This window comes from Roseivirga sp. E12 (assembly GCF_017592825.1).
Classification (GTDB): domain Bacteria; phylum Bacteroidota; class Bacteroidia; order Cytophagales; family Cyclobacteriaceae; genus Roseivirga.
This window is the reverse complement of sequence record NZ_JAGFMD010000005.1, coordinates 261,923-285,434: the sequence shown is the minus strand read 5'-3', so window position 1 is coordinate 285,434 and position 23,512 is coordinate 261,923. Positions and strand designations below refer to the sequence as shown.

The following is a 23,512-nucleotide window of genomic DNA, read 5'->3' as shown; positions in this document are numbered from 1 at the left end:
CTTTTTTATAGGGTACTCTAAGTATAATGTGAAAATATACAATGAATATATAAAGTTCGAACGATAAAAAAGGTAACGAGAGCTTGAGGTTTATGAAACTGGATGACGACAAATTGATCATCCATGAACAAATTATAATTGACAGCGTTATGCTTTAAATTTTGTTACTTCGCGGTTCGGATTCATTATCTAATCTATTGATTTGCCAATAATTCAGACAATATTTCGGTCTGTCATCCTATGAATTTTATACCTAAAACGCTTCTTAAAAAGCTTTATACCAGGGGCAGTCTCAATAAGACCGACCAAGGCTTTACTTTCAATGTCAAGAATAGATTGATTGATGTTCACTTTCAAGGCCTTAATTCTCTTGAAGTAGAGGGAAATAAAGTTCCGGAAGAAAAGGTGTTTGCAGACCTAGGTGATGGTAACTGGGTATCGGTTAATGAAATTAATCATCAAAATGGCTTTAGCCTAAAACTCGGTAAGAGTTTCAATGTGCTGGTTAAATCTAAGCTCAATGGGCAAGCGAATCTGAAACTAGATTTCAAGTTTGATACAAAGCCATTTGGAACACTGAGTTTTGGTGTGATGGACCAGGTGAATGAATTTCAAGCTGAAAGAGAACTAAAAATCCCGAGAGTTGTCAATGAAGACTATGGCAAAGCGGCTATTGACCAAAGACTCGACTTTGTAAAGTCCTTTACTGGGAGTGACCCAAAAAATATACACCAACCGATTGAAGACACTTCGGTTTATCAGGGAAACATTGAGCACCTAACTGGTTTCGCACAAGTTCCTTTAGGTATTGCTGGTCCCATACGGATTAATGGAGAGCATGCTCAAGGTGATTTCCTAATTCCCTTGGCGACCACCGAGGGTACACTTGTAGCTTCTTATAACAAAGGCATTAAACTCGTTAATGAGTCTGGAGGTGTTAATTGTCGAGTGGTGAAAGACGGTATGCAACGCGCCCCGGTCTTTATATTCGATAACGTAAATAAAGCTATTGATTTCAGTCAATGGATCGAAACCGTCACAGACAACTTGAAGGCTGAAGCTGAAGTTGGCTCACGACACCTGAAATATCAAAATGTTGAGGTTTACCAGGCCGGTAACAACGTATTTCTAAGATTCAATTTCTTTACGGGCGATGCTGCAGGTCAGAATATGGTGAACAAGGCCACTTTCCAAATCTGTCAATGGATTCTTGAATCATTTAAGGGCATTAAGCACTTCTTTCTGGAGTCTAATATGGCCAGTGACAAGAAGCATTCTTTTATTAATTCTCTCAACTCACGAGGCAAACGAGTTATAGCCGAGGTCACATTTTCTGAAAGACTTTTGGTACAGAATTTTGGTGTAGATGCCCATCAGCTTCAAAAACACCTTGGTGTGGCCAACTTGGGCGGAATGATGGCTGGTGTCAATAATAATGGCCTTCACACGGCAAATGCCTTAGCTGCAATGTTTATAGCATTTGGACAAGATGTAGCCAACTTGGCTGAAAGCACCGCTGGGTTCTTACACTCAGAAGTTACTGCCGATGGTAGTTTATATGGGACCATAACTTTACCCTCTCTTATTGTGGGGACTGTCGGTGGAGGTACAGCTTTGCCTACCCAAAGAGACTGCTTAGAAATGATCGATTGCTACGGCAGTGGCAAAGCGAAAAAATTAGCCGAAATCATTGCAGGAGTAGTGCTGGCTGGCGAAATTTCATTGGCTGCAGCTATTTCTTCACTTGATTGGGTAGCCGCACATGAAGATTTAGGAAGAAACTCAATTCCATAAGGACTGAAAGTATCTATCATCATACCAACCTTCAACGAGGAAACTTGCATTGGCTCGTTGCTAAAAAGTCTGCAACACCTCACGCCCGAACCATATGAAGTCATAGTTGTCGATGGAGGGAGTAGTGACAATACACTGGCTTTAGTAGAGAAATATGAGCCTCGGCTGATACAAGCCAAGAAGCTAGGCCGAGCGGCACAAATGCATGATGGAGCGATTGAAGCCAAAGGCGATATACTCTGTTTCTTACATGCCGATACTTTTGCTCCCGAGAATTTAGTCACGATTGTGGAGAATACATTAAGAGACGATAGCATAAAGCTAGCGGGCTTTAGAAGTATTATGACAGGCACCTGCCATCAGAGAATGACCACTTGGCACAACAGGGTCAAGACCTACTATGCGCCTTTGATATACAATCCCTATCGCACTATTTTCAAAGGACTAAGATTACTTTTCGGAGATCAACTGCTTTTTTGTCGTAAAGCCGATTACCTGAGCTCAGGAGGGTTTAATCCTGAAATGATGATTCTGGAAGAAGCAGACCTGTGTATCAAAATGAATCGATTAGGGAGGATACAACAGATCGACAGCAAGGTTTATTCATCCGACAGGAGAGTGGCCAAATGGGGTGTAATCAAATCGAATGCAATCTTTATTGCCATCACGGCACTTTGGGCGATTGGTGTCTCAAATAAGAGATTGGCTAGGTTCTACGGGAATGTGCGCTAGCATCTTTCAGAAGTTTCTTTCGTTTGACATGTAACGAATATTGATTTCGGAAGTATGTTGAATAACAGCCGGATCAAAACCCCATAACCATGGTCAAAAACTATCTCAAAATCGCCTTACGATCTCTTCTTAAGAACAAAGTCTACGCCTTTCTTAACATTTTCGGTCTCACTGTGGGCATTACCTGCTCCTTACTAATCTTTCTCTATGTTCAAGATGAAGTCACTTATGATAGCAATCATTCACAAGCAGACGATATCTACCGTGTTTCTTGTGAATACTACCTTCCTAATGACGGAGGCTCGGAGAAATGGGCCCCAATTTCTGCTTATGTAGCTCAGTACTTTGTTAATGATTATCCCGAGATCTTAGAATCGGTTAGGTTTCAGAGAAGTACTAATGTGGTTGTCCAAAAGACGGGAGAGACGGAGCTATTCCACGAGACAGTGGTCTATGCAGACTCCAATGTCTTTAATGTTTTCGATTATGATTTGCTTGATGGCAATCCCGAAACCGCCCTAAAACAACCAAATACTACAGTCGTATCTAAGGCCACCGCCATGAAGTATTTCGGCAAAGTAAATGTAATTGGAGAAACGTTGGAGCTACCAGACAATCAGCATATACTGACCGTCACGGGTGTTCTGGATCAAATACCAAACAATACCCATCTCAAGTTCGATATGCTTGTATCATTTGAAACCTTGAGAGCTGCAGGAAGGGTCAGTCCTACCTGGTGGAACTTCAATACGCACACCTATCTAAAGACTTCGCCTGGTATAGACCCGGTAGCATTAGAAAAAAAGATAAAGCGGATTTCAGCAGAATATATTTTAGACCAAGAAACTGGCTCTGGCTATAGACAAGAATACTTCCTGACTTCGTTAAATGACATTCATTTACGGTCGAATGTCAGATCTGAATTTGAGACAAACAGTCGAGAGGCGTATGTCTATATATTCTCTTCGGTAGGGCTTTTCATACTCATTATCGCTTGTATCAATTTTATGAATCTGGCCACAGCAAGATCTGTAAATAGAGCAAAGGAAGTGGGTGTGAGAAAAGTAGTTGGCGCTTTTAGGAAGCATTTAATAGGACAGTTCCTTAGTGAATCGATCTTTATCGCCTTCGTATCTCTGGTCTTGTCAATTATCCTCACCTTGCTCGTATTGCTTCAATTAAATGCCTTTACCGGCAAGGCCTTGGTATTTAATCCTCTTGAAAATATTTCCCTGGGAGTGGCATTAATAGGGATCACACTTTTCGTTGGCGTGGTCTCTGGTAGTTACCCAGCCTTCGTTCTATCGGCTTTTAAACCAACAGAGACATTAAAAGGGAGCTTCAAGACTTCCTCAAAAGGTATAGTGTTGAGAAAGGGACTGGTGGTTATGCAGTTCTTAATTTCTATTGGCTTAATTATCTCCACTTTGATTGTATTCAACCAGCTCAATTATATGAGAGATTTAGAGTTAGGTTTTGAAAAAGAGCGTGTGATATTCATCCCATCCAGATTCGGTGCCGGAACAGAACAAGGTTTTCAAGTATTGAAAGATAGGCTGGAGCAGTTCTCAGAAGTGAGCCAAGTGTCACTTTCATCACGTGTGCCCGGGAGAGAAATGGGCAACAATGTGGTACGTTTGGGCTGGGACCAAAGTGCGGATTGGAGTGATATGCGCTTTATTACGGTGGACTATGACTTTATAAATACTTATGATTTGGAACTGGTGGCTGGAAGAGGCTTCGATGAGACCTTTGGCACAGACCTAAATGAAGCCTTTATACTAAATGAAACTGGTGTGAATAGGTTGGGTTTTGCGAGTCCTGAAGAGGCCATTGGTAAGCAACTCGGTTGGCGGAACAGACAAGGGAGAGTGATTGGAGTATTGAAAGATTTCTATTTTATGTCGGTTCAAAATGAGATTGAGCCCTTCATTATGCCGATGCAACAGGGAACACCCGGATATCTCTCGGCAAAAGTTGAAACAGCCAATTTCACCAATGTAGTTAAGCGTATTGAGTCCACTTTTCGAGAAGTAATGCCGAATAGAATTTTTGAATATTCCTTTCTCAATCAAGACTTTGATCAGCAGTATAAAAACGAGGAAGGTTTCAGCAAGGTGTTTACCTTTTTTGCAATCATAGCCATTTTGATCGCTTGTTTAGGGCTCTACGGCCTTGCAGCTTTCACAGCACAACAAAAAGTTAAGGAAATAGGCATTAGAAAGGTGTTGGGAGCATCAGCCTTCGGTGTTGTATTTCTGTTATCAAAAGACTTTGTCAAGCTCGTATCCATATCATTTGTTATTGCCGCTCCTGCCGCCTATTTCTTAATGGATGGTTGGCTCAAAGATTTTGCAGAACGTGTCAATGTAGGTGCTGCTACTTTCCTTATCGCTGCAGGAGTGTCACTCTCAATTGCCGTTTTGACCATCAGTTACCAGTCTATAAAAGCAGCATTTACCAATCCAATAAAAGCACTGCGATACGAATAGATACTAAAAATTTGTGGTTGCACTCCATTAATATAGTGAGTCAATGACTTCAGTTTTGCTAGGGATTATCTTAAATGATAATGTCATCATGACCAAACTCATTGTTCAGAAGAGAATGACTCATTTTAGGATAATGCTCGTTGGTGTCCTTTTCGGTAATACTATTCTAAAAATCTCCATTACTTTTACCAGTCAAAAGTCATAAGCATTTTTTTGTGATTCTACGCAGCCTTTTTATGAAATGGGCTGTAATGGGATTATAAGGGCTACATTTGACCAAGATCGAAAAACTATTGGAAGCAATTATTCTAGGCTGCAAGGAGAATGATAGGCAGAGCCAAAAGGAGTTGTACAGCAATTTCTACGGCTATGCTATGAGCATTTGCCTGCGCTACACCGGAGGTGAAGCCGATGCTGTAGAAGTGCTGAATGATGGTTTTTTGAAAGTCTTTAAAAACATTGAAAAGTTTGAGATCACTAAGCCCTTTAAACCTTGGTTACGCAGAATTCTTGTGAATGCATGCTTAGACCATATAAAAAAGAATGCCAAGCACAACCACCTGGCCGATATTTCGGAAGCCCAAGTGGAAGAAACAGACCAAGTGGCTCCAGATCATGATATGGATTATCAGCAGATACTGGAGAAAGTTGGGCAATTGTCCCCGGCCTATAGAGCAGTTTTCAACTTGTACGTCATTGACGGATACAAGCATCATGAAATTGCCGAACAGTTAGGGATTACTACAAGTACTTCGAAAGCGAATTTGACGCGAGCAAAGGCAGCCCTAAGGTCTTTGCTTAGTAAGGAGGTGTATAATTATGGATGAGGCGAAGAACGGAGATAGATTAGAACAGCTTGTAAGGGAAGCAGCAGAGGGAGCTCAATTTGAGTTTAATCCATCCGCTTGGAGCGCGATGGAAAAGAAACTTGATGCTCCGAAAAAAGGATTCTTTTGGTGGAAGCTCTGGGGTGGACTCGGATTGCTTGCAGTAATCATATTGCTTATTATATACATACCTAATGGCTCAAAAGAAGAAAGGCTTGATGCCAACTCATCTTTAAAAGAAAGTACTCTTGTTAAGGAAAAAGGAGATAAGGATGACAAGTCTGGTACAGGCATCAAAGAGAATTCTACACCTTCATCTACTAATGAAGAACAGGTAGAGGAGAAAAGCATTACGCCCCAAGCTGAGAGTACAGACCAAGGAAATTTAGCAAGCGAAAATGCAAAAGCCGCAGTGACGGGTGAGACTGAAGTCAGAGAGGTTGGCGAATTGAATAATCAGGAATCAAGTGCGGATAATACTGTGACTAAGGCAGAAAATTCAAGTACTCAGCGCCAAGCCACTGAATCCGTTGATTCGCGGTTACGGTCGGCAGAAAGCACAGCATTATCTACTACAACATCCGCTGTAAGCACCAGTAAAGTCAGTGAGTCGGTAAACACCGTCAGCAATAAAAATGAGAGTAATTCAGCATCGGCAGTAACTTATTTTGATCCGGAGCAGCCTCTTGCTCCTTTGGACAGTATAGGTAGGCAAGAAGCCGAACTATACGAGGTCGGTATGGAAACCATTGCACCGAGGTGGGTACCTAGCGTCTTTCTATTCGATCTGTCATTGAAGCCCATGACCTTAGACACTGGTAGTTACCAAACAGCCGACTTAGATAGTCTGCAGACATTCAAAAGATGGTCGTTTGGTGTTTTGGTTTCTTTAGATTTAAGTGCGACCGGATTAGAGGGCTTTACTGATCCAGGAAACATGATCGGTTTGTTAGCAGAGTATAGGCTTTCCAGAAACTGGAGTATTCAATCTGGTTTAAGCTATTCAGTGAAAAACTATAGTGCACTTGGTGAAGAGTATGATACATCAACCTGGCCCGGAGGCCGCTCAGACAATCTTGTCAGTGCACTCGCCAGATGTTTGGTTATCGATATACCAATCAACGTGCGGAGATACTTCGCTGCGAAAAATGACAATCAGTGGTTCGTCAGCACAGGTTTATCGACTTACCTCATGCTACGAGAAGACTACGAGTATGAATATACTCGGCCGAGCCCTAATTGGGCACCAACAGGTCAGATCAGAGGAGAGAATAACCACTTCTTCGGCATAGCCAATTTCAGTGTCGGTTATGAAACTCCTATCAATAAGAGATTCGGTCTTGCTGTTGAGCCGTTTATGAAATTGCCTTTAACAGGCATCGGTCAGGGCAAGGTCAAGTTTTTGAGCTTTGGTGCTAACGTGGCCATCAAACTAAGATAATTACTAGCAAGTCGATTGAGTCGAAGAGGTCCTCATTTTATGAGGGCCTTTTCATTTTAAAACCATTACTTAGTTGAAAAGTATCTATGCTCAAAGCTCGACTTTATGAATCTAGAACCTAAGAAGCATTTATATGGGGCTTAGTGCTGTTAGAAATCTAGGTCTTTTGAAAAAGATCATTTATAAAGGCTGGTATTGGGATGCTAAGAACAAATTGAAACGCATTCAACCCGTTTTAACACGATCGGGAAAAATCGTGGATATTGGTTCTGGCTATGGCACCGTTACAGATTTACTCAGAAGAGACGGCTATGATATTACGCCCGTAGATGTTACAGATCATTCCATAAGAGAAGACTTAAAGCCCATTTGTTATGATGGTACTTCTCTACCTTTTAATGAGAATACATTTGATCAGGCCTTGTTGTTGACTGTTCTCCATCATACCCAAAATCCTCAGGCAATGATCGCTGAAACTGCCAGGGTCAGCAGAGAGGTTATCATTATTGAAGACGTTTATCGAAACAAAGTTCAGCAATACCTTACCTACTTTTTTGACAGCTTATTCAATCTTGAATTCAAAGGGCATCCCCATACCAACAATACACGTAAAGGTTGGGAGGCAGTTTGTAAGAACTTAGGCCTAGAATTAAAACTCATTCGGTCCGATCGGTTTTTACTTTTCTTTAGGCAAGAGACCTACCTGGTCATTCGCAATTCTGAAAACACCAAGCATTAGGAATTGCTGCAAACGTGAGCGTTTAAAAGAGTCGTTTCACAAGCTTCTTTCTCGCGAATTTACTTTCTTAGGTAGATGAATTGGGGATTTATAGGTTTTGGTAGAATAGCACGCAAGTTTTTAGAAAGTCTCAATGCAGTAGAAGGCGAAGTACCTTATGCATTTGCATCAAGGTCGAATGCTGCGGCATTACAAAACGAGTTTCCGAAAGTTAAAATGTATGACTCATATGAATCTCTTCTTGCCGATCCAGAAGTAGATATTGTCTATATCAGCACCACCCACAATTTTCACTGCCAAAATACAATCGATGCACTTCAGGCTGGTAAGCATGTGCTATGCGAGAAGCCTATGGGCATATCCAGCAACGAAATTGTTAAGATGACTGAAGTGGCTCGGGAAAGCGGGAAGTTTTTGATGGAAGCCATGTGGATGAGGTTTCTACCAGCATATCGACAGGCCATCGATGTAGTGAAATCTGGTAAAATTGGTGAAGTCAAATACATGACTGCCAGCTTTGGCTTTAGGTCTGAAGAAAAGCTTACCCAAGACGGCCGTCTCTTGAATCCTGACCTAGCGGGTGGAGCCCTCTATGATGTTGGTGTCTACCCTCTGACCATTGTTTCAGACCTTTTTGGTTGGGAGCCTAGTGATTTTAAAGCACACGCCATTAAGTCGGGTACTGGCGTAGACGAAACCATACAAGTACAGCTTGATTTTGGAGACAATCGCATGGCCCAAGTGCTGGGTAGCATTGCTCTCCATACCAACAAAGAAGCCTGTATTTATGGAGACAAAGGTTATGTGAGAATCCCCATGTTTTGGAAGGCAGAATCCTTCGAAATTATCAAAGGTGACGAAGTTGAAACCTTTAGTGCTCCTATGATCAGCACAGGCTATGCACATGAAATTGTTGAGGTAAGAGACTGTATTCTCAAGGGAAAGACGGAATCTGAATTATTTACACTTAACGATAGCTTAATGAGTGCTCGGTTGGTGGAGCGCATTCTTTCAACCATCTTCAAATAGAAAATTGACGAGTATGCCAAAAGGATTTTTAATAGACCAAGACGGAGTTATTTATGTTGAAAACAGCATGATTCCCGGTGCGGATGTCTTTGTGAAAACCCTGCAAGACAATAACATTCCCTTCACCTTTATGACCAATAACAGTCAACGTACGCCACTAGATGCTGTTCGTAAACTGGAGAAAATGGGCATTTATGTAGAGGAAAAAAATGTCTATACCAGTGCCATGGCCACAGCCCATTTTATGGCGCAGCAATTTCCCAATGGTACCGCCTATGTGTTGGGAGAAGGAGGGTTGATCTCGAGCCTTCACGAAAATGGATTGACTTTAGTGCAAAGTGATCCTGACTTTGTGGTGGTGGGCGAGGGCATCAATTTTACATTGGAGATGGTTCGCAAAGCCATAGATTTTATACTTGAAGGCTCTAAGTTTATTGCCACTAATCTTGATGCATCTCCTCGCAAGAAAGGCTGGAATAATTTGGGTATAGCCTCTATTGTAGCCATGATCGAAGCAGCCACTGGTAAGAAAGCCTTTTCTGTGGGCAAGCCAAGTCCAGTGATGATGCGTCAGGCCCGAAAGTACATAGGTTTAGCTACGGATGAAGCCACCGTAATTGGCGACACGCTTTCAACCGATATTCAAGGAGGAGTTCAGGTTGGCTACAAAACTATACTGACCTTAAGCGGGATGTCTGATCGTGACCAACTAAATGACTTTCCCTTCAAACCCGACCTAGTAGTGAATTCAATTGCTGACCTGACTTTGGACAAGATTCCTTGGTGGGAAGATTGACCTATTCCACGATCATTTCGTTTGCTGGAATTATTATATTTCTAACATGTACTTTTTAGGCTATGATTTGGGTAGTAGTTCAGTTAAAGCTGCTTTGGCTTAGGCTTGTAGATTTTTAGCATCAACACCAAGAACTCCTTTCATGTATATACTTATATTTCACTACCTTAGGAACCGACCAGAATCATTGTAAACTTGGAACTAAGGCATCATGATCAATACCTAAGCATCGACCCATTGATGGGCGGAGCTATTCGTGAATTGACTCTTTCTGCGAGCGGAAATGGCAGGACTTTAATTAGCCCACAGGAGGGCTACCACTACCAGTCTTCGCTGCTTTTTCCCTTTCCCAATCGACTGGCTGCTGGTAGGTTTGAAGTTGAAGGGAAAACCTACCAATTTCCGCTGAATGATTTTGGTAGACCTAATGCACTGCATGGCATGTTGCACAATCGAAAATTTGAATTGCAATCTCAGGATGAAGATCAAATTGTATTAGTCAATGCCTATGATGGCGAATTGACGCACTTCCCTTTCCCTTTTAAAATCGAAATAAAGTACAAATTGGAACCAGGAGGGCTTTCGGTGACTGCCGAAATATTGAATACGGGATCATCATCAATGCCATGCGTTTTTGGCTGGCATCCCTACTTCAATCTGTCGGAGGGAGATGAGTTAGGTGAGTTACAGTTAAGTGGGGTCGACCTTATTGAAGTGGATGAGAATATGATTCCTTCAGGCAAAAGAACACCTTTCAAAACACTGGAAGAACCGGCTGATGTCTCGGAGCTAAGCCTTGACAGTTGTTTTCTCTTTGTAGAAAGTGCTGACCGATATTCAACTCAACTAGTGTATCCAGATAAGACTGTACTGAACGTTTGGCAGGACGAAAATCACCCTTATGTTCAAATTTATACACCGGATGATAAGCGTACCATTGCTATTGAGCCAATGACGGGTAATATTGATGCCCTTAACAATAAGGAAGGCTTAAGTCTAATCGAACCTAAGCAATCCTTAGTCTTAAATTTCGGCCTTACACTTTCTTAGTTCATTCATGTATTACCATGATGGGCATGGGAATATCAAGAATCATCTTCTTAGTATGGCTTCCATGTCTTAACCTTTCCAGCAAGTTGTGGTGCTTAGAAATCATGGCAATCAACTCGATTTTGGCCTCCTTGGCAAATTCTAATAAGCCCTCTTCCACATCGTCAAATTTTCTGAAATGAAAGGAATGATTGATGTGTTTGAGATATTTATCCATGCTTCTGGCAATGTCGATTTGCTCTTTGACTAGCACATCCCCTTTGTCAATATGGATGACATGTAGCTGAGCCAGAAAGGCCTTGACTATATCTACTACCAGGTGAATTGCGTCATGATCGGGTACATTACGATAATCACCCGCCAAAGCAATATGCTTCATTCGACTAATGTTTGCATCTTCCGGTAATGCAATCACTGGAACTTTCACATGTTTGATTACATGATATGCGTTACTGCCGATCAACACTTTGGCCAAACCGCTGGCTCCATGAGTACCCATTACTATCAATGCAATGTCCTCATCTTTTGAGAGTTCATTAATGCTTTCATGAAGTGATCCATATTGGATGATATGCCTATAAGAGACCTTCAAAAGGGCTGGAGTTTCTTTAATTAGTTGTTCAATCCTTTGTCTCGAACTTTTTTCAAGTTCCTCAAAATCATAACCAACGTTTCCTGCTGGAACACCCTCAGCTAACCCTATCGGTACGATTACGGAATGGAATAACAGTAATTCCATTTGCATTCGTTCGGCTATTTGAGCGGCATTATTAAGGGAATTTTTAGAACAATTGGAAAAATCAACGGGTACAAGTAGCTTTTTCATAATTACCTCCTTTAAGTCTGTTAATGATGTAATGAAGCTACCTCATGTCAAAGTTGAAATGCCTGATTGGGGTCAGACAGGCACATGATAATCATCATGTTTTGAGGAAAATTTATTAAAATAAAAAAGGAGTAAGAGAAATCTTACTCCTTGATTTTTCGAGTAGCGGGAAAGGTCAAAATGTCGAACTATAAATCATGCCTAAGAGAGTATCACGAGCTTTGGTTGCTTTTGCAGGAATCAGCGTGAAAAAGGCTTTTAGTGAGGGTTATCTATTGAATTCGGATCGGAATTGTTCCAAAGTACCAGGAATCCATTTGACCTCAAAAAGGTCCTCACAAAGTTCAATTAGGAATTCGAACATATCGTTCGATAAACCTTGACCAAAATCTTCGTAATGTTTGCCTGCAATTGAGGGTCTGAGATCATGATTTGTCCTGATCAAGTCATAATGGAGTATTTTATCTCTAATAGACCTTACAATTTTACCCCATGACTCATCGACCTTCATAAATGTGTCCTCGATTTCCCTGCTCTTATCGCTATCCATTCTTCTAAGAATTTTATAGAAATCCTTGGTTCCATCTATTGGCTTGGTGTAGCCTAGGCATATGCAGCTCAATTTCTGAGCAAAATCTATAAATGATCTTATCTGAATGACTGTGCTTTCTAAGAATAAGGAGTCAATAATTGAATCCGCATTGTTCCATTCATAAAGCTCTTGATTGAGCCTAACCGGATCCAGTGGCTTTTTTAAATCGGATATTTGCCAGAGGAATTCGAGATTGATAACAGCAAGAGTGAATTTGAACAGCAATGCATCAGTATGCTTCAATATTTTTTGAGAATGCTCTAAGTCGTTTTTGTTTTCGATGAATATCGTAGAGGCTTCTCGAAACTTGAGGCCAATTGTATTGATTTGAAATCTAAAAACATCATCAATGATTTGAGTCAGGTCAACTTTCATCCGCTTTCCTTTAATTCGTGCATAAGGTGTGAAATCCATATTAGAACTGCATAGAAACTATTACTAATTTTGATTGAGATTTGGCGGGTTTACCCCTGACAGAGACTCGAACTTACGTGAGTCATTGATTATTAAGCCATTAACTGTGTTGAGTGCTATTTTAAGCATAAAAAAAGGACACTAATTGCTTAGTGTCCTTCCGAGTAGCGGGAGCAAGACTCGAACTTGCGACCTTCGGGTTATGAGCCCGACGAGCTACCAACTGCTCCATCCCGCGATGTATCAACCTCAGACGATTTCTGAAGTGGGCTACAAATGTAGGTGACAAATCCATTCGAAACAAGTACCTTTGCGACTTAATTTCTGAATGAATGAGTGATCAACCACATAAGGCTGGTTTTGTGAGTATTATAGGTAAACCGAATGTCGGTAAATCTACCTTGATGAATGCCCTAGTGGGTGAAAGGCTTTCAATAATAACATCAAAAGCGCAGACAACTAGACACCGAATTATGGGTGTATTAAGTGGAGAGGATTTCCAAATTATTTATTCTGACACCCCTGGAATTCTTAAGCCAGAATACAAGCTTCATGACTCCATGATGAGCTTTGTAAATAGCTCTTTTGAAGATGCTGATGTCATCCTCTTTGTGGCCGATCTTTATGAGAAGTTTGAAGACGAAAAACAGATCAATTTCCTGAAAGACAAGAAGGTCCCGGTTATCTTGGTTATGAATAAGATTGACCTCTCAAAAGGAAGTCAAGCGGAAGACAAGGCTGCTTATTGGCAGGAGCTATTCGACTTTGATGATGTAATTTTAGTATCAGCCTTGGAGAAGGAAAATATTGAATCACTTTTTGAATCAATAGTCAAACACCTTCCGGAACACCCCGAGTACTTCCCAAAAGATACCTTGACAGATAAACCTGAGCGCTTTTTTGTTGACGAAATCATAAGAGAGAAAATCTTTTTGAACTATAAAAAGGAAGTACCTTATAGCTGTCAGGTTGTGACGGGAGAATTTAAGGAAGATGAGAAAATCATCCGCATTCGTGCAGAGATTTATGTGGAGCGTAAAAGCCAAAAGGGCATAATCATCGGTCATAAAGGAGAGGCAATCAAGAAAGTGGGAATTGAAGCTAGAAAAGACCTGGAGACTTTCTTCGGAAAGCAGGTTCATTTGGAGACCTTTGTAAAAGTAGAAGAAGACTGGCGTAAGAAAGAGATGAAACTCAAGGGTTTCGGATATTCTAATTGAATATAGATTATGGCAAACATTGTAGCGGTAGTAGGAAGACCTAATGTAGGGAAATCGACTTTTTTTAACCGATTGGTAGAAAGAAGACAAGCCATCATGGATAATGAAAGTGGGGTTACTCGTGACCGTCATTATGGCTATGGAGAGTGGGTAGGAAAACACTTCACTGTTATTGATACAGGTGGTTATGTAACTGGTTCTGAAGACGTTTTTGAAGGGGCTATTCGCGAGCAAGTAGAAGAGGCAATGAACGAGGCTTCGGTCATCATTTTTATGGCCGATTGTCATGATGGGCTAACCGGACTCGATCAAGATTTTGCCAAGATCGTTCGTGGCTTGAAAAAACCAGTTGTTATTGCCGCAAACAAGGCTGACACCGCAGATTGGTCTTACCAGTCCAGCGAGTTTTATGGGCTCGGTTTGGGTGAGGTATTTCCCATTTCCTCTTCCAGTGGTAGTGGAACGGGGGAGTTACTGGATGAAGTGGTCAAGCACTTCGAAGATGATGGAAATGAAAATCCCGAAGACGGTATTCCACGCATCGCCATTTTAGGACGTCCTAATGCCGGAAAGTCTTCCTTCATGAATGCCATTTTAGGCAAAGAAAGAACCATTGTGACTGATGTTGCTGGTACGACTCGAGATTCGATTAACACTCACTACACACTTTATGGCAAGGACTTTATCTTGACCGACACAGCTGGTGTGAGAAAGAAGTCTCGCGTCCACGAAGACATAGAGTTTTACTCGGTCATGCGTGCATTGCAAGCACTACAAGATTCAGACGTCTGTGTTATCATGGTTGATTGTACAAGAGGTTTGGAGGCACAAGACATGAACCTCATTAGCCTTGCTCTGAAATATAAGAAGGGCATCATGCTCATGCTCAATAAGTGGGATTTGATCGAGAAGGACTCAAATACTATGAACAAGTTTAAAGCTGACCTTGAGGAAAAATTGGGTCATTTGAACTGGATTCCAAAGATTTTCACCTCGGTGACCGAGAAACAAAGAATCTTTCAAGCGATTGAAATGGCCGTTCAGGTTTATGAAAATAGGATTCGAAAAATATCAACTTCTCAGTTGAACGATGCACTATTACCCGCAATTGAGCACTATCCACCACCTGCTCTCAAGGGTAAGCATATTAAGATTAAGTATGTAACTCAGCTGCCTACTCACTCACCTACAATCGCCTTCTTCTGCAACCTTCCCCAATATATAAAAGCGCCTTATGAGCGTTATTTGGAGAATAATATCAGAGAGAAATTCGAGTTTGATGGGGTGCCAATAAAACTAGTCTTTCGGAAAAAGTAATCATTTTGAGAGAAGTATTGATAGATAAGGTGCCGGCTAGTGCACTTGACTATTGCCACCAACTTTGGTCGGATTTTCCTTTTGATTTTAAGCTTACAAAATCAAGATCTTCTAAGTTGGGAGACTACAGGTATGACCCAGATCAGAAGTCTCATATCGTTACTGTAAATGAGGACTTGAATACCTACCAATTTCTGATTACATACGTTCATGAAGTCGCTCATCGCGTGGTTCATAATCCACGTGGAAGACAGAAGCCCCATGGTATCGAATGGAAGATGTGTTTTCAGCGATTGATGTTGCCCCTCTTAAGACCGGAAGTCTTTCCGGAAGATATCCTGAGAGTCTTGGCAAGGCATATGAAAAACCCAAAAGCGAGTAGTTCGGCAGACCCCAAGCTGCTGGCCGTTCTTTCAGAATATGATGAGTCTAAAATCGATGGTACTACTTTGAAAGAACTTGAACTCGATACAGAATTCATGTTTAGAACAAGGGCTTTTCGTAAGCTTCAAGAGAAAAGAACAAGGGCGGTTTGCTTGGAGTTGAATAGTCAAAGGCGTTATTTAATTCCTATGGTAGTGGAGGTAGAAGTAATGCAGTAGATGAGTAACCACCCCCAACCCCTCCTTGAAAAGGAGGGGAGCAATTAGTGCTTTGTAAAATCATTTCATGATCAATGGTCTCGGGCAGAATATGGAACGACCTTATATCTAATGACTTGAAAATTCGTGATTGAGAAATTGAATCCAATTCCCCTCCTCCTAGGAGGGGTCAGGGGTGGTAAAAGCATTTTTAATTTTGTCTAATACTGCCATGGTTGCCAAAAAGACATCTTCATTTTCAATTCTGATGATTTTAAAGCCTAATTCTCTCAGCTCCTCATCGCGCTTTCGATCATATTGAACTCCTGCCGCTGAGAAATGCACATCTCCGTCAAGCTCAACGATTAGCTTTTCAGAAGGACAATAGAAATCTACAATGTAGTTTTTGATGCTATGTTGTCTTCGGAACTTGCGACCTTCTAATTGCTTATTTGAGAGTAGCGTCCATAGTGTGGCTTCGGCTGAAGTGCCATTATTTCTCAAGTGTTTTCGCCTTTCTTTTAAGGCCAGTCTGTTGTGAATTCTTCCCACTTGTATGTGTTTACTTCAATTTAATGAATGTATTAACCACCCCCAACCCCTCCTTGAAAAGGAGGGGAGTAATTAGTGCTTTGTAATCACCCCATGTGCAATAGTCTTGGTTAGCGTATGAAAATGACCTCATATCTAATGATTTCAGTACTCTCATCAATGAAGTGGATCTACTACCCCTCCTGCTAAGAGGGGTCAGGGGTGGTTTGTCTGAGAAAAGTAGGCAGTGAGGATCTTTTAATTAACCAATTCGGTGACCGATGATATGATCTATTTTTTCGAAGAAAAGCTGCGGTTTTAGGGTTCTCCAATTAACAATATCCAGTTCTCCACCAAAGTTGATATAGCTGTCTATGTTGAAGTTTTTCATCTCGTCTTGAACGAAGTCTCGAAAGTTTACACCTGTAATCCAGCCATCTTCCACCTCTTCAAACCACTCTTCGTAATAGCTATCATCAGAACCATGAAAGTTGAGAATATTCTCCCCTATCAGTATGTATTTAGTAATACCATAACCGTTGAAGTGGTCAATAATGTTCCGTTTTAAATACATCACATCATTGTTGATAGCATCATTCCACTCACCAATAAACTCTATAATGATAAAACCACGATCGTAATCGGTAAAGAGGATTTTAATATAAAGAGTTTCAGACCCCATAAAGTCCCAGTGTGGATCAATATAGTAGCCGTAAATATTCTCTGAATAAAGATCGAAGTTATACTCCTTTCCATCATATGGAGAATTAGGGTCTTCCGCTACATTGTAATACTTCAGCCAGTTATAATAAGGTTCGATATTATGCATCGGCTAGACAGTCTGAATGTGTACCCATTTGACTGGTTGGTTTGGCTTGTCTTGATTTAGGATAACCTCGAAGTCGAGCTCTTCTCCGTTTTCCACTGGCCCGATTACTGAAACACTACCTCCAGAATTCATATTGAACAAATTGGCAAGTTGAAGAGATTGAAAAACTAGCTCAGCGTTGGAGCTTGCCGAAAGCTGGACTAGAATATTGGCCTGAAACTGTTCGCGAAATTTTTCATATCTGGCCAGTCTTTGTATGTCGAAAACCAGACCGTTTTCCCTCTGAAACTTATCCAAAAACTTTTGAAAGTTCTCCTTTTGTGAAACCTCGTAGTTGATAGTAAGATGGATAGTTTTCATTGCTGATCGCTCTTGATAAAATCAATCACTTTCCGCACAGAACCGTGCTCTTTTAACAATTGCTCGGCTACCTTGTAATTTACCTGCAGCATTTCCATGATCATTTTTGCCCCTCGGTCTACCAGCTTATTGTTGGACAATTGCATGTCTACCATACGGTTTCCTTTTACCCGTCCGAGCTGAATCATCACTGAGGTTGAAATCATGTTGAGAACCAATTTTTGGGCAGTGCCTGCTTTCATTCGAGTGCTTCCGGTTACAAACTCAGGCCCAACTATGGGTTCGATTGGAAACTCGGCTTCCCAGGCCAAAGGACTATCTGGATTACAGCTTATACAACCAGTCAAAATGCCGTGCTCTTTTGCCTTTTTGATCCCGCCAATCACATATGGGGTTCTGCCAGAAGCTGCAATTCCAATGACTATATCTTTGTGATTAATCATATGCTCTTGCAAGTCTTTCCATGCCTGCTCAGTATCATCTTCGGCAAATTCAACTGCCTTGCGAATGGCACTATCACCTCCTGCGATAAGCCCGACTACCATACCATGTTCAACTCCATAAGTAGGGGGGCATTCAGAGGCATCGACAACACCAAGGCGGCCACTAGTACCTGCTCCGATATAGAAAATGCGCCCACCTTTTTGCATTCGTGGAACAATCTCTAATACTAAGCCTTCAATTTGTGGAATAACTCTTTCCACCGAATCGGCTACTGATTGGTCCTCTTGATTGATGTTTGCGAGTAGGTCTTTCACAGACATCTTTTCGAGGTCGTTATGATTTGATTCTGATTCGGTGACGTTCATTGTATGAATTATTGGTGAAATAGCGTAAGCCCTGCAATGGGCTGTTGTGTAATGTGTTTGATTTGAAGTCCGTTATTCATGGCAACATCGCGAAGAATATTACCGAAATAATACGCCACGGAACCTGTAAAATGGATAGGTAGTTCTTGATGTCCCTCATATTTCATCACGTTTTTGGTGATAAAAAGTTCGAAACCATGAGCCACTAATTGGTACATATATGGATCTGATACATGCTTGCCAATAAATTTCGCGAAGCTTGCTAAAAACCTACCTGGCATCGGCTCCTGATATATTTTTGTTAGAAAACCATCTTTGGTCAGTTCAAACTCCTCTTTGAATAGCACTCGTAAGTGCTTGGGCATATCCTTTCGATAGTAGTCTGTTACCAGCGCTTTGCCTAGATAGGTGCCACCGCCTTCATCTGCAATTGCCCAACCCAGAGAAGGTACGTTATCGAGAATTTTCTTTCCATCATAAAGACATGAGTTGGTGCCCGTTCCGATAATACAGGCGATACCAGACTGATCTCCACAAAGCGATCGCGCAGCTGCCAAGAGATCATGATTTACATCAATTTCAGCATGCGGATAATACCGTTTTAAGAGGTTGGCAATCTTGTCTCTATTAGTAGCAGAAGAGCACCCAGTACCATAGTAATAGATTCGATCAATTTTTTCGGGTACTTGATTGTGGAGGTTTTGAATCTCCTTTAGCATTTCTTCTTCCGTCTGATAATACGGGTTGATGCCCGCGGTTTTTGCCTGAGAAATATCTCCTTCCTCACTTATAACCCGCCAGTCAGTTTTTGTAAAGCCACTATCGGCAATCAGTATCTTCATTGAAAAGTTTTACCACGCTTTGTGGTTTCTAAGTTTGACGAATTTATAAGGGTAACAGGAGCTTTCCAATTAGCGAAAGACTTCCCTGTATTCATTCAACAAATTATACCAAAGGCGAAATAGGTAATGGAATTATGGTCTGACAGAATTGTCACTTGACTGAAATGAAAAGAACAGGCCTCTACGGCCTGTCCAATCACCTTTTTAATAAATAACCCAAACCAATATCTTTCTAATTCTTTGACTTCAGGTTTGATGTAACAACAAAAGCACGTCTCGAATCAAGTCTTTTCAAGTGATAAACCTTCTCTCCCAATTGGCCTAGAGGCATAAAACCATTCACGATTTCCTCTGTTCGAGTAATTCGCATTTCATTTTCATTTTTCATCTGGGCTAGTATGTTAAACTTTCTGCCATCGAGGGTTTCGTATGCAATCATAAACTGATTACCTCTGCTCAGCATTTGATAACCTTTAACGGTTTCTCCCATAATGCTCACATCAGTAGAACCTTCATTTAAATCGACTCCGAAGAGGATGTCTAGCTCTGTTGGGCTTTCCTCATTAGCCACCCACATACCTGCTAGGTTCACAATACCGTCATTGAAGTATAAGGGCTCAGTTTTATTTGGGGCACAGTAGGTCAGTAACAGTGCCATTGGGATGAAAATTAGTAGCTGGAATCTTTTCATGTTCTTTACTTTGATCCGAATGTCATGAAATACAAGAAGTTATTTCTCCACTTTCGTTGAGTGAACAGGACCCTTCGATAATTGGTATATTTCTTCGATAACTCGTAATATCCTTTGATGAATGAAATAGTCGTTCAAATGGCCTTGCTTCCAATAATTGTTGGCATTGCTTATCTTCAGACAAAGCATTAACTATGAAGATCAAATTATTCCTTTCTATCACTGGCCGTTCTTAACCTTCCTTGCCAACAGGACTTTAAGACTTTTCTACTTAGCCAAATCTGATTTATGAATTCCTAAAGAGAGGTTATACCGAAGAAGATGTTGCCAAAATGTGCTACAAAAATGTCTTCAGGGTATGGAGAGCAGTGGAGAAATTAGATGCAAGTGAATAGAGATTCTTATTGATAATCGTATCAAAAAATGTGGTCGACATCATTTATATCAACCTGACTTCTAATGGCGGGTATATTCGATTATGTATCGATCCCTCTCTCTTTTTGTTCTCTTCACAACATTCTCTTGCGTACAAGCACAGGAGGATGGTTTTATTCCACAATTCGCTAATGAAACCAACGCTATTAGCGGTTTTCTAAAGGTTCCAGAAAACAGGAATGACCCTAACACAAGGGAAATTGAGTTAGCCTATGTTGTCTTAAAAGCAAATGCTTCAGCACCGAAAAAGGACCCAATAGTTTATTTAATGGGTGGGCCCGGTGGAGCAGCTACTTATACAATAGGATCTTGGCGCAACTCTCAATTAAGAAGAGATAGAGATTTTGTCATTTTTGATCAACGAGGAACGGGGCTTTCTGCGTCTGTTTGTGATGATCTTGGGTCTGAAGTGTTTGAGATGGTAAGTCAAGACCTATCACCAGCCGAAGAAATGAAGGCCTTATTGGCAGCGGCAAATGCTTGCAAGGTGGAAATGAATTCTGTTGATCACGACCAAGCAGGTTATAACACGCCTGAGAACGTAAAAGATCTAGAAGCATTGCGCGTCCATTTGGGCTATAAACAATGGAATCTCTTTGGCACCTCTTATGGGTCAACATTTGCCTTAGCTTATATGAGAGAATTCCCTCAAAATGTCCGGACATCAATCATGGCAGCATTAGCTCCACCTCAAATCAATTATTATGCTGACTTTTCAACCAATTTCAGGCGATCGTTGCATATGGTTTTTGAAGCTTGTACTAATGATAAGTCATGCTTGAAAAAATATCCGAACCTTAAAAAAGACTTTTACGAAGTACTTGAGGGCTTGAAATCTAAGCCCTTTACCGCTAAGTATAATGGAAAGCCTTTTGTACTCAATGCGCAAGATATGTTGATGTTGGTACAGCAACATTTGTATTCAAAACCTACAATTGAACAACTTCCCGCACTAATAACGGCTATAAAAGGGGGTAATTCTGAGTTGGTAAATAGGGCCATTGCCGTTGCGGGGGCGACAATGGATGTTATTAACGTAGCCATGCATTGGTCTTTTGTAGCTTATGATGAGTATGGTGGTGGAAGAATTAAAACAGCTTCTTTGGATGATTTGACCAGATATCCTGAATTAAACAATCCAGGCCCAGCTTTTTTTACACCCAGTAAGGAGTTGATAGAGTCGTGGCATGCTTTCAGAGAAGAACCAATTTTGAGTGAGCCTGTTTCGTCTGATATTCCTTCGCTACTTGCTAATGGTGTATTTGATCCTATCACGCCACCAGCCTATGCTAAAGAAACCTTGAAATACCTTTCTAATGCTTTCTATGTAGAGTTTCCAACTGATGGCCATTCCACTTTCAACCCTTGTTATTTTGGCATTATTGAGGAGTTTTTAGAGCATCCAGAAAAGCAACCAAACTTGGGTTGTGCAGCTAGTGATAGAGGCTTTGACTGGCGATAGTTTTGAAAATGGTGAACTTTGAATTAAGAATATAACCTTCCTAGGCGGCATCAAGTTTTTCCCCAATCACCCAATCACTTTGTTTTCCGCAGGTTTTCCGTAGGGAGAATCACCTAACTCCCCCACAATCTCAAATTTCTCAAAGACCTTCTCCGTATGCGGAGCGTCTGGTAGTTCATCAGTTAAGTCCTGACCTGCCCAGTGCTCATAGTGCTTGCCGTTCTTCCAAAGTTTAGACTCGGTTACATCATAGATTTTGCTTAGGTAGGCGACCCAGATTTCATCCTTGTCTTGTCCATTCCTTAAAGCAAGCTGAGCCCTAGTGTATGTTTTAATTGGCATCACTCTTTTGATTCATTAGGAGCCTGATTTCTTCATCGCTGGTATAGAAGGCAAAATCAAGAAGTTGTGGTCCTAGGTGATGCTCGATAGCGATTTTATCAGCCCCTTTCTCAAATTTTGAACGAGCCTTTTTAGAGAGGGACCAGCCCACTAGAGTAGTTAGGGTGCCGAAGTATCCTCTCGAATCATACTGGACAAAATGTGCCATTTCATGCGCTAAGGCGGATACCTGCTGGTTGAGTGTTAGACGTTCCATAAATGACCCTTCCTCAATTTTGATCTTGTAAATTTTCCCCTTTCGGGGCTTTACAAAATTCCACATCGAAAAACTGGCCTCTACTGGCGCGCCAGGTAATTTTTTGACAATAATCTGAACCTTTCGATCGTGCAAGAGGGGATAATGAGAAAGGGCTAAGAGGGCGGCCAATTCAAACTTATCGCCATTCTTAAAGGTCACTTTGCCGCCAATTGCCTCTCGCAAAGAATCGAGTTTGGGAGCCCAAACAGATTCTTCATAATACTCTGGAAACCCAACACTACTTTGAGCATTAAGAGAATTATATATGGTGAGTTGAAAAGAAATAATACAGAGCAGGATACCCAACGCGGGCTTCTTGATTGATTTCAATATCATCTGGTAACGTAATAAGTGTGATCTCTTAGTAGAGTATAAAGAAACTTTACGGTGGGGAGGTCACTTTGGATATTGTATTTTTCTTTCAGCTTTCTCTCAACCAATTCGACTGGTTTCTTTACTGCATCATTTTTAAATGCTTTGAGTGCATCTTTTATGATCTGAACTTCGCCATCGCTGATATTTGCAGCTTCGAATATTTGTGGTTCGTAGTTTTCATCCACCACGTCCATTAATATCTTGTTTTGAACATTGGTGGCCGTAATTTTCTTGATTTTGACCACTGTAGTGCCCGCCAACAAGTCGCCAACGCGCTGTCCATTCTTAGTGAGGATGATAAATAGTACTCCCAGACCAACAATGAAAAAGTCTATTGGTTCTAAGAGCCAGCGCAGAAAGTAAGCCGCAAATGAAGGCGTGCTACCATCGAGTTTCACCACCTTAATGCTCAAGGCCATTTTACCCACGGTTTGGCCATTCATAAATACTTCCGATAGCAATCGATAGAGGTAAACGATTAGTCCGAGGATACCCCCTACAGCCAAGCTTTGAATAATGTTGAACAGGTCAAATACAAAGTTAATTAGGGCATAAATACTGAATATGATAACTGCATCAATAAGGAAAGCCAATAATCGTTCTCCGATGCCTGCCAAGGGGTATTCTAACTGAATGTTTTGAGTGGTTTGAATACTGACAGCTTGCATATGAAGTATTATTGCATAAT

At 41.2% G+C, this 23,512-nt stretch carries 25 protein-coding genes and 1 tRNA gene; 14 read left to right on the top strand and 12 right to left on the bottom strand.

What is annotated here, in order from left to right; genetic code table 11:
- The first annotated feature begins 240 nt into the window (after positions 1 to 240).
- The 9 genes from J4E76_RS13650 to J4E76_RS13610 all read left to right on the top strand — a co-directional run bounded on the left by J4E76_RS13650 (position 241) and on the right by J4E76_RS13610 (position 10,900).
- A complete protein-coding gene (locus tag J4E76_RS13650) occupies positions 241 to 1,794 on the top strand; it encodes a hydroxymethylglutaryl-CoA reductase (protein WP_208505035.1) in 1,554 nt (517 codons plus the stop codon).
- Between the two features lie 3 nt (positions 1,795 to 1,797).
- The gene (locus J4E76_RS13645) at positions 1,798 to 2,526 is read left to right on the top strand and encodes a TIGR04283 family arsenosugar biosynthesis glycosyltransferase (protein ID WP_208505085.1); all 729 of its coding nucleotides are present in this window, start codon (positions 1,798 to 1,800) and stop codon (positions 2,524 to 2,526) included.
- Between the two features lie 89 nt (positions 2,527 to 2,615).
- Positions 2,616 to 5,018, top strand: coding sequence for an ABC transporter permease (locus J4E76_RS13640; protein ID WP_208505033.1), 2,403 nt, complete (start codon positions 2,616 to 2,618; stop codon positions 5,016 to 5,018).
- Between the two features lie 272 nt (positions 5,019 to 5,290).
- On the top strand, positions 5,291 to 5,845 hold the full coding sequence (locus tag J4E76_RS13635) for an RNA polymerase sigma factor (RefSeq protein WP_236017465.1): 555 nt from the start codon (positions 5,291 to 5,293) through the stop codon (positions 5,843 to 5,845).
- A complete protein-coding gene (locus tag J4E76_RS13630) occupies positions 5,838 to 7,286 on the top strand; it encodes an outer membrane beta-barrel protein (protein ID WP_208505031.1) in 1,449 nt (482 codons plus the stop codon). Before J4E76_RS13635 ends, J4E76_RS13630 begins: the two co-directional genes overlap by 8 nt.
- Before the next feature lie 166 nt (positions 7,287 to 7,452).
- Positions 7,453 to 8,025 carry a bifunctional 2-polyprenyl-6-hydroxyphenol methylase/3-demethylubiquinol 3-O-methyltransferase UbiG gene (locus J4E76_RS13625; protein ID WP_208505029.1) on the top strand — a complete coding sequence of 191 codons (573 nt, stop codon included), beginning with the start codon at positions 7,453 to 7,455 and terminating at the stop codon, positions 8,023 to 8,025.
- Positions 8,026 to 8,100: 75 nt separating this feature from the next.
- The gene (locus tag J4E76_RS13620; protein WP_208505027.1) at positions 8,101 to 9,054 is read left to right on the top strand and encodes a Gfo/Idh/MocA family protein; all 954 of its coding nucleotides are present in this window, start codon (positions 8,101 to 8,103) and stop codon (positions 9,052 to 9,054) included.
- A gap of 13 nt (positions 9,055 to 9,067) precedes the next feature.
- On the top strand, positions 9,068 to 9,850 hold the full coding sequence (locus J4E76_RS13615; RefSeq protein ID WP_208505024.1) for an HAD-IIA family hydrolase: 783 nt from the start codon (positions 9,068 to 9,070) through the stop codon (positions 9,848 to 9,850).
- Between the two features lie 195 nt (positions 9,851 to 10,045).
- Positions 10,046 to 10,900: an aldose 1-epimerase gene (locus J4E76_RS13610; RefSeq protein WP_208505022.1), complete on the top strand. Its 855-nt coding sequence runs from the start codon at positions 10,046 to 10,048 to the stop codon at positions 10,898 to 10,900.
- A 1-nt stretch (position 10,901) separates the two neighbouring features.
- Here the strand turns inward: J4E76_RS13610 and J4E76_RS13605 are convergent, their stop codons facing one another.
- From J4E76_RS13605 to J4E76_RS13595, 3 genes are all read right to left on the bottom strand, one after another.
- Positions 10,902 to 11,726 (bottom strand): universal stress protein, encoded by an 825-nt coding sequence (locus J4E76_RS13605; RefSeq protein ID WP_208505020.1) that lies wholly within the window; start codon positions 11,724 to 11,726, stop codon positions 10,902 to 10,904.
- 268 nt (positions 11,727 to 11,994) lie between these two features.
- Positions 11,995 to 12,732, bottom strand: coding sequence for a hypothetical protein (locus tag J4E76_RS13600; RefSeq protein ID WP_208505018.1), 738 nt, complete (start codon positions 12,730 to 12,732; stop codon positions 11,995 to 11,997).
- A gap of 165 nt (positions 12,733 to 12,897) precedes the next feature.
- A tRNA-Met gene (locus J4E76_RS13595) sits at positions 12,898 to 12,970 on the bottom strand.
- A gap of 94 nt (positions 12,971 to 13,064) precedes the next feature.
- Between J4E76_RS13595 and era the strand changes: the two genes are divergently transcribed.
- From era to J4E76_RS13580, 3 genes are read left to right on the top strand one after another with little or no spacing between them, the layout of a single operon-like run.
- On the top strand, positions 13,065 to 13,952 hold the full coding sequence (gene era, locus J4E76_RS13590; RefSeq protein WP_208505016.1) for a GTPase Era: 888 nt from the start codon (positions 13,065 to 13,067) through the stop codon (positions 13,950 to 13,952).
- Between the two features lie 9 nt (positions 13,953 to 13,961).
- Positions 13,962 to 15,269, top strand: coding sequence for a ribosome biogenesis GTPase Der (gene der, locus J4E76_RS13585; protein ID WP_208505015.1), 1,308 nt, complete (start codon positions 13,962 to 13,964; stop codon positions 15,267 to 15,269).
- 5 nt (positions 15,270 to 15,274) lie between these two features.
- Positions 15,275 to 15,871, top strand: coding sequence for a SprT-like domain-containing protein (locus J4E76_RS13580; protein WP_236017464.1), 597 nt, complete (start codon positions 15,275 to 15,277; stop codon positions 15,869 to 15,871).
- 159 nt (positions 15,872 to 16,030) lie between these two features.
- On the opposite strand, the gene J4E76_RS13575 is transcribed toward J4E76_RS13580, so the two are convergent.
- From J4E76_RS13575 to J4E76_RS13550, 6 genes are all read right to left on the bottom strand, one after another.
- Positions 16,031 to 16,402, bottom strand: a complete 372-nt coding sequence (locus tag J4E76_RS13575) for an endonuclease domain-containing protein (RefSeq protein WP_370592806.1) — start codon at positions 16,400 to 16,402, stop codon at positions 16,031 to 16,033.
- 241 nt (positions 16,403 to 16,643) lie between these two features.
- Entirely contained in the window at positions 16,644 to 17,210 is a 567-nt protein-coding gene (locus J4E76_RS13570) for a hypothetical protein (RefSeq protein ID WP_208505013.1), read from the bottom strand.
- Positions 17,211 to 17,213: 3 nt separating this feature from the next.
- A complete protein-coding gene (locus J4E76_RS13565; RefSeq protein WP_208505011.1) occupies positions 17,214 to 17,570 on the bottom strand; it encodes a hypothetical protein in 357 nt (118 codons plus the stop codon).
- The gene (gene murQ, locus J4E76_RS13560) at positions 17,567 to 18,379 is read right to left on the bottom strand and encodes an N-acetylmuramic acid 6-phosphate etherase (protein ID WP_208505009.1); all 813 of its coding nucleotides are present in this window, start codon (positions 18,377 to 18,379) and stop codon (positions 17,567 to 17,569) included. The genes J4E76_RS13565 and murQ overlap by 4 nt, the downstream gene beginning before the upstream one ends.
- Before the next feature lie 8 nt (positions 18,380 to 18,387).
- Complete coding sequence (locus tag J4E76_RS13555) at positions 18,388 to 19,221, bottom strand: N-acetylglucosamine kinase (RefSeq protein WP_208505007.1); 834 nt, start codon at positions 19,219 to 19,221, stop codon at positions 18,388 to 18,390.
- A 232-nt stretch (positions 19,222 to 19,453) separates the two neighbouring features.
- Positions 19,454 to 19,912 carry a hypothetical protein gene (locus J4E76_RS13550; RefSeq protein WP_208505005.1) on the bottom strand — a complete coding sequence of 153 codons (459 nt, stop codon included), beginning with the start codon at positions 19,910 to 19,912 and terminating at the stop codon, positions 19,454 to 19,456.
- 281 nt (positions 19,913 to 20,193) lie between these two features.
- On the opposite strand from J4E76_RS13550, the gene J4E76_RS13545 reads away from it, so the two are divergent.
- Positions 20,194 to 20,307, top strand: a complete 114-nt coding sequence (locus J4E76_RS13545; RefSeq protein WP_370592809.1) for a hypothetical protein — start codon at positions 20,194 to 20,196, stop codon at positions 20,305 to 20,307.
- Positions 20,308 to 20,390: 83 nt separating this feature from the next.
- Positions 20,391 to 21,809, top strand: coding sequence for an alpha/beta hydrolase (locus J4E76_RS13540; protein WP_208505003.1), 1,419 nt, complete (start codon positions 20,391 to 20,393; stop codon positions 21,807 to 21,809).
- Positions 21,810 to 21,875: 66 nt separating this feature from the next.
- On the opposite strand, the gene J4E76_RS13535 is transcribed toward J4E76_RS13540, so the two are convergent.
- From J4E76_RS13535 to J4E76_RS13525, 3 genes are read right to left on the bottom strand one after another with little or no spacing between them, the layout of a single operon-like run.
- Positions 21,876 to 22,145, bottom strand: coding sequence for a cytochrome b5 domain-containing protein (locus J4E76_RS13535; protein ID WP_208505077.1), 270 nt, complete (start codon positions 22,143 to 22,145; stop codon positions 21,876 to 21,878).
- Positions 22,141 to 22,785 (bottom strand): hypothetical protein, encoded by a 645-nt coding sequence (locus J4E76_RS13530; RefSeq protein WP_208505001.1) that lies wholly within the window; start codon positions 22,783 to 22,785, stop codon positions 22,141 to 22,143. The genes J4E76_RS13535 and J4E76_RS13530 overlap by 5 nt, the downstream gene beginning before the upstream one ends.
- On the bottom strand, positions 22,782 to 23,492 hold the full coding sequence (locus J4E76_RS13525; protein WP_208504999.1) for an RDD family protein: 711 nt from the start codon (positions 23,490 to 23,492) through the stop codon (positions 22,782 to 22,784). Before J4E76_RS13525 ends, J4E76_RS13530 begins: the two co-directional genes overlap by 4 nt.
- Positions 23,493 to 23,512: the final 20 nt, after the last annotated feature.

Coding starts and splice junctions, on each gene's coding strand:
- J4E76_RS13650 (WP_208505035.1), top strand. CDS start 241: ATGAATTTTATACCTAAAACGCTTCTTAAAAAGCTTTATACCAGGGGC.
- J4E76_RS13640 (WP_208505033.1), top strand. CDS start 2,616: ATGGTCAAAAACTATCTCAAAATCGCCTTACGATCTCTTCTTAAGAAC.
- J4E76_RS13630 (WP_208505031.1), top strand. CDS start 5,838: ATGGATGAGGCGAAGAACGGAGATAGATTAGAACAGCTTGTAAGGGAA.
- J4E76_RS13620 (WP_208505027.1), top strand. CDS start 8,101: ATGAATTGGGGATTTATAGGTTTTGGTAGAATAGCACGCAAGTTTTTA.
- J4E76_RS13615 (WP_208505024.1), top strand. CDS start 9,068: ATGCCAAAAGGATTTTTAATAGACCAAGACGGAGTTATTTATGTTGAA.
- J4E76_RS13605 (WP_208505020.1), bottom strand. CDS start 11,726: ATGAAAAAGCTACTTGTACCCGTTGATTTTTCCAATTGTTCTAAAAAT.
- J4E76_RS13600 (WP_208505018.1), bottom strand. CDS start 12,732: ATGGATTTCACACCTTATGCACGAATTAAAGGAAAGCGGATGAAAGTT.
- era (WP_208505016.1), top strand. CDS start 13,065: ATGAGTGATCAACCACATAAGGCTGGTTTTGTGAGTATTATAGGTAAA.
- der (WP_208505015.1), top strand. CDS start 13,962: ATGGCAAACATTGTAGCGGTAGTAGGAAGACCTAATGTAGGGAAATCG.
- J4E76_RS13570 (WP_208505013.1), bottom strand. CDS start 17,210: ATGCATAATATCGAACCTTATTATAACTGGCTGAAGTATTACAATGTA.
- J4E76_RS13565 (WP_208505011.1), bottom strand. CDS start 17,570: ATGAAAACTATCCATCTTACTATCAACTACGAGGTTTCACAAAAGGAG.
- murQ (WP_208505009.1), bottom strand. CDS start 18,379: ATGAACGTCACCGAATCAGAATCAAATCATAACGACCTCGAAAAGATG.
- J4E76_RS13555 (WP_208505007.1), bottom strand. CDS start 19,221: ATGAAGATACTGATTGCCGATAGTGGCTTTACAAAAACTGACTGGCGG.
- J4E76_RS13550 (WP_208505005.1), bottom strand. CDS start 19,912: ATGAAAAGATTCCAGCTACTAATTTTCATCCCAATGGCACTGTTACTG.
- J4E76_RS13540 (WP_208505003.1), top strand. CDS start 20,391: ATGTATCGATCCCTCTCTCTTTTTGTTCTCTTCACAACATTCTCTTGC.
- J4E76_RS13530 (WP_208505001.1), bottom strand. CDS start 22,785: ATGATATTGAAATCAATCAAGAAGCCCGCGTTGGGTATCCTGCTCTGT.
- J4E76_RS13525 (WP_208504999.1), bottom strand. CDS start 23,492: ATGCAAGCTGTCAGTATTCAAACCACTCAAAACATTCAGTTAGAATAC.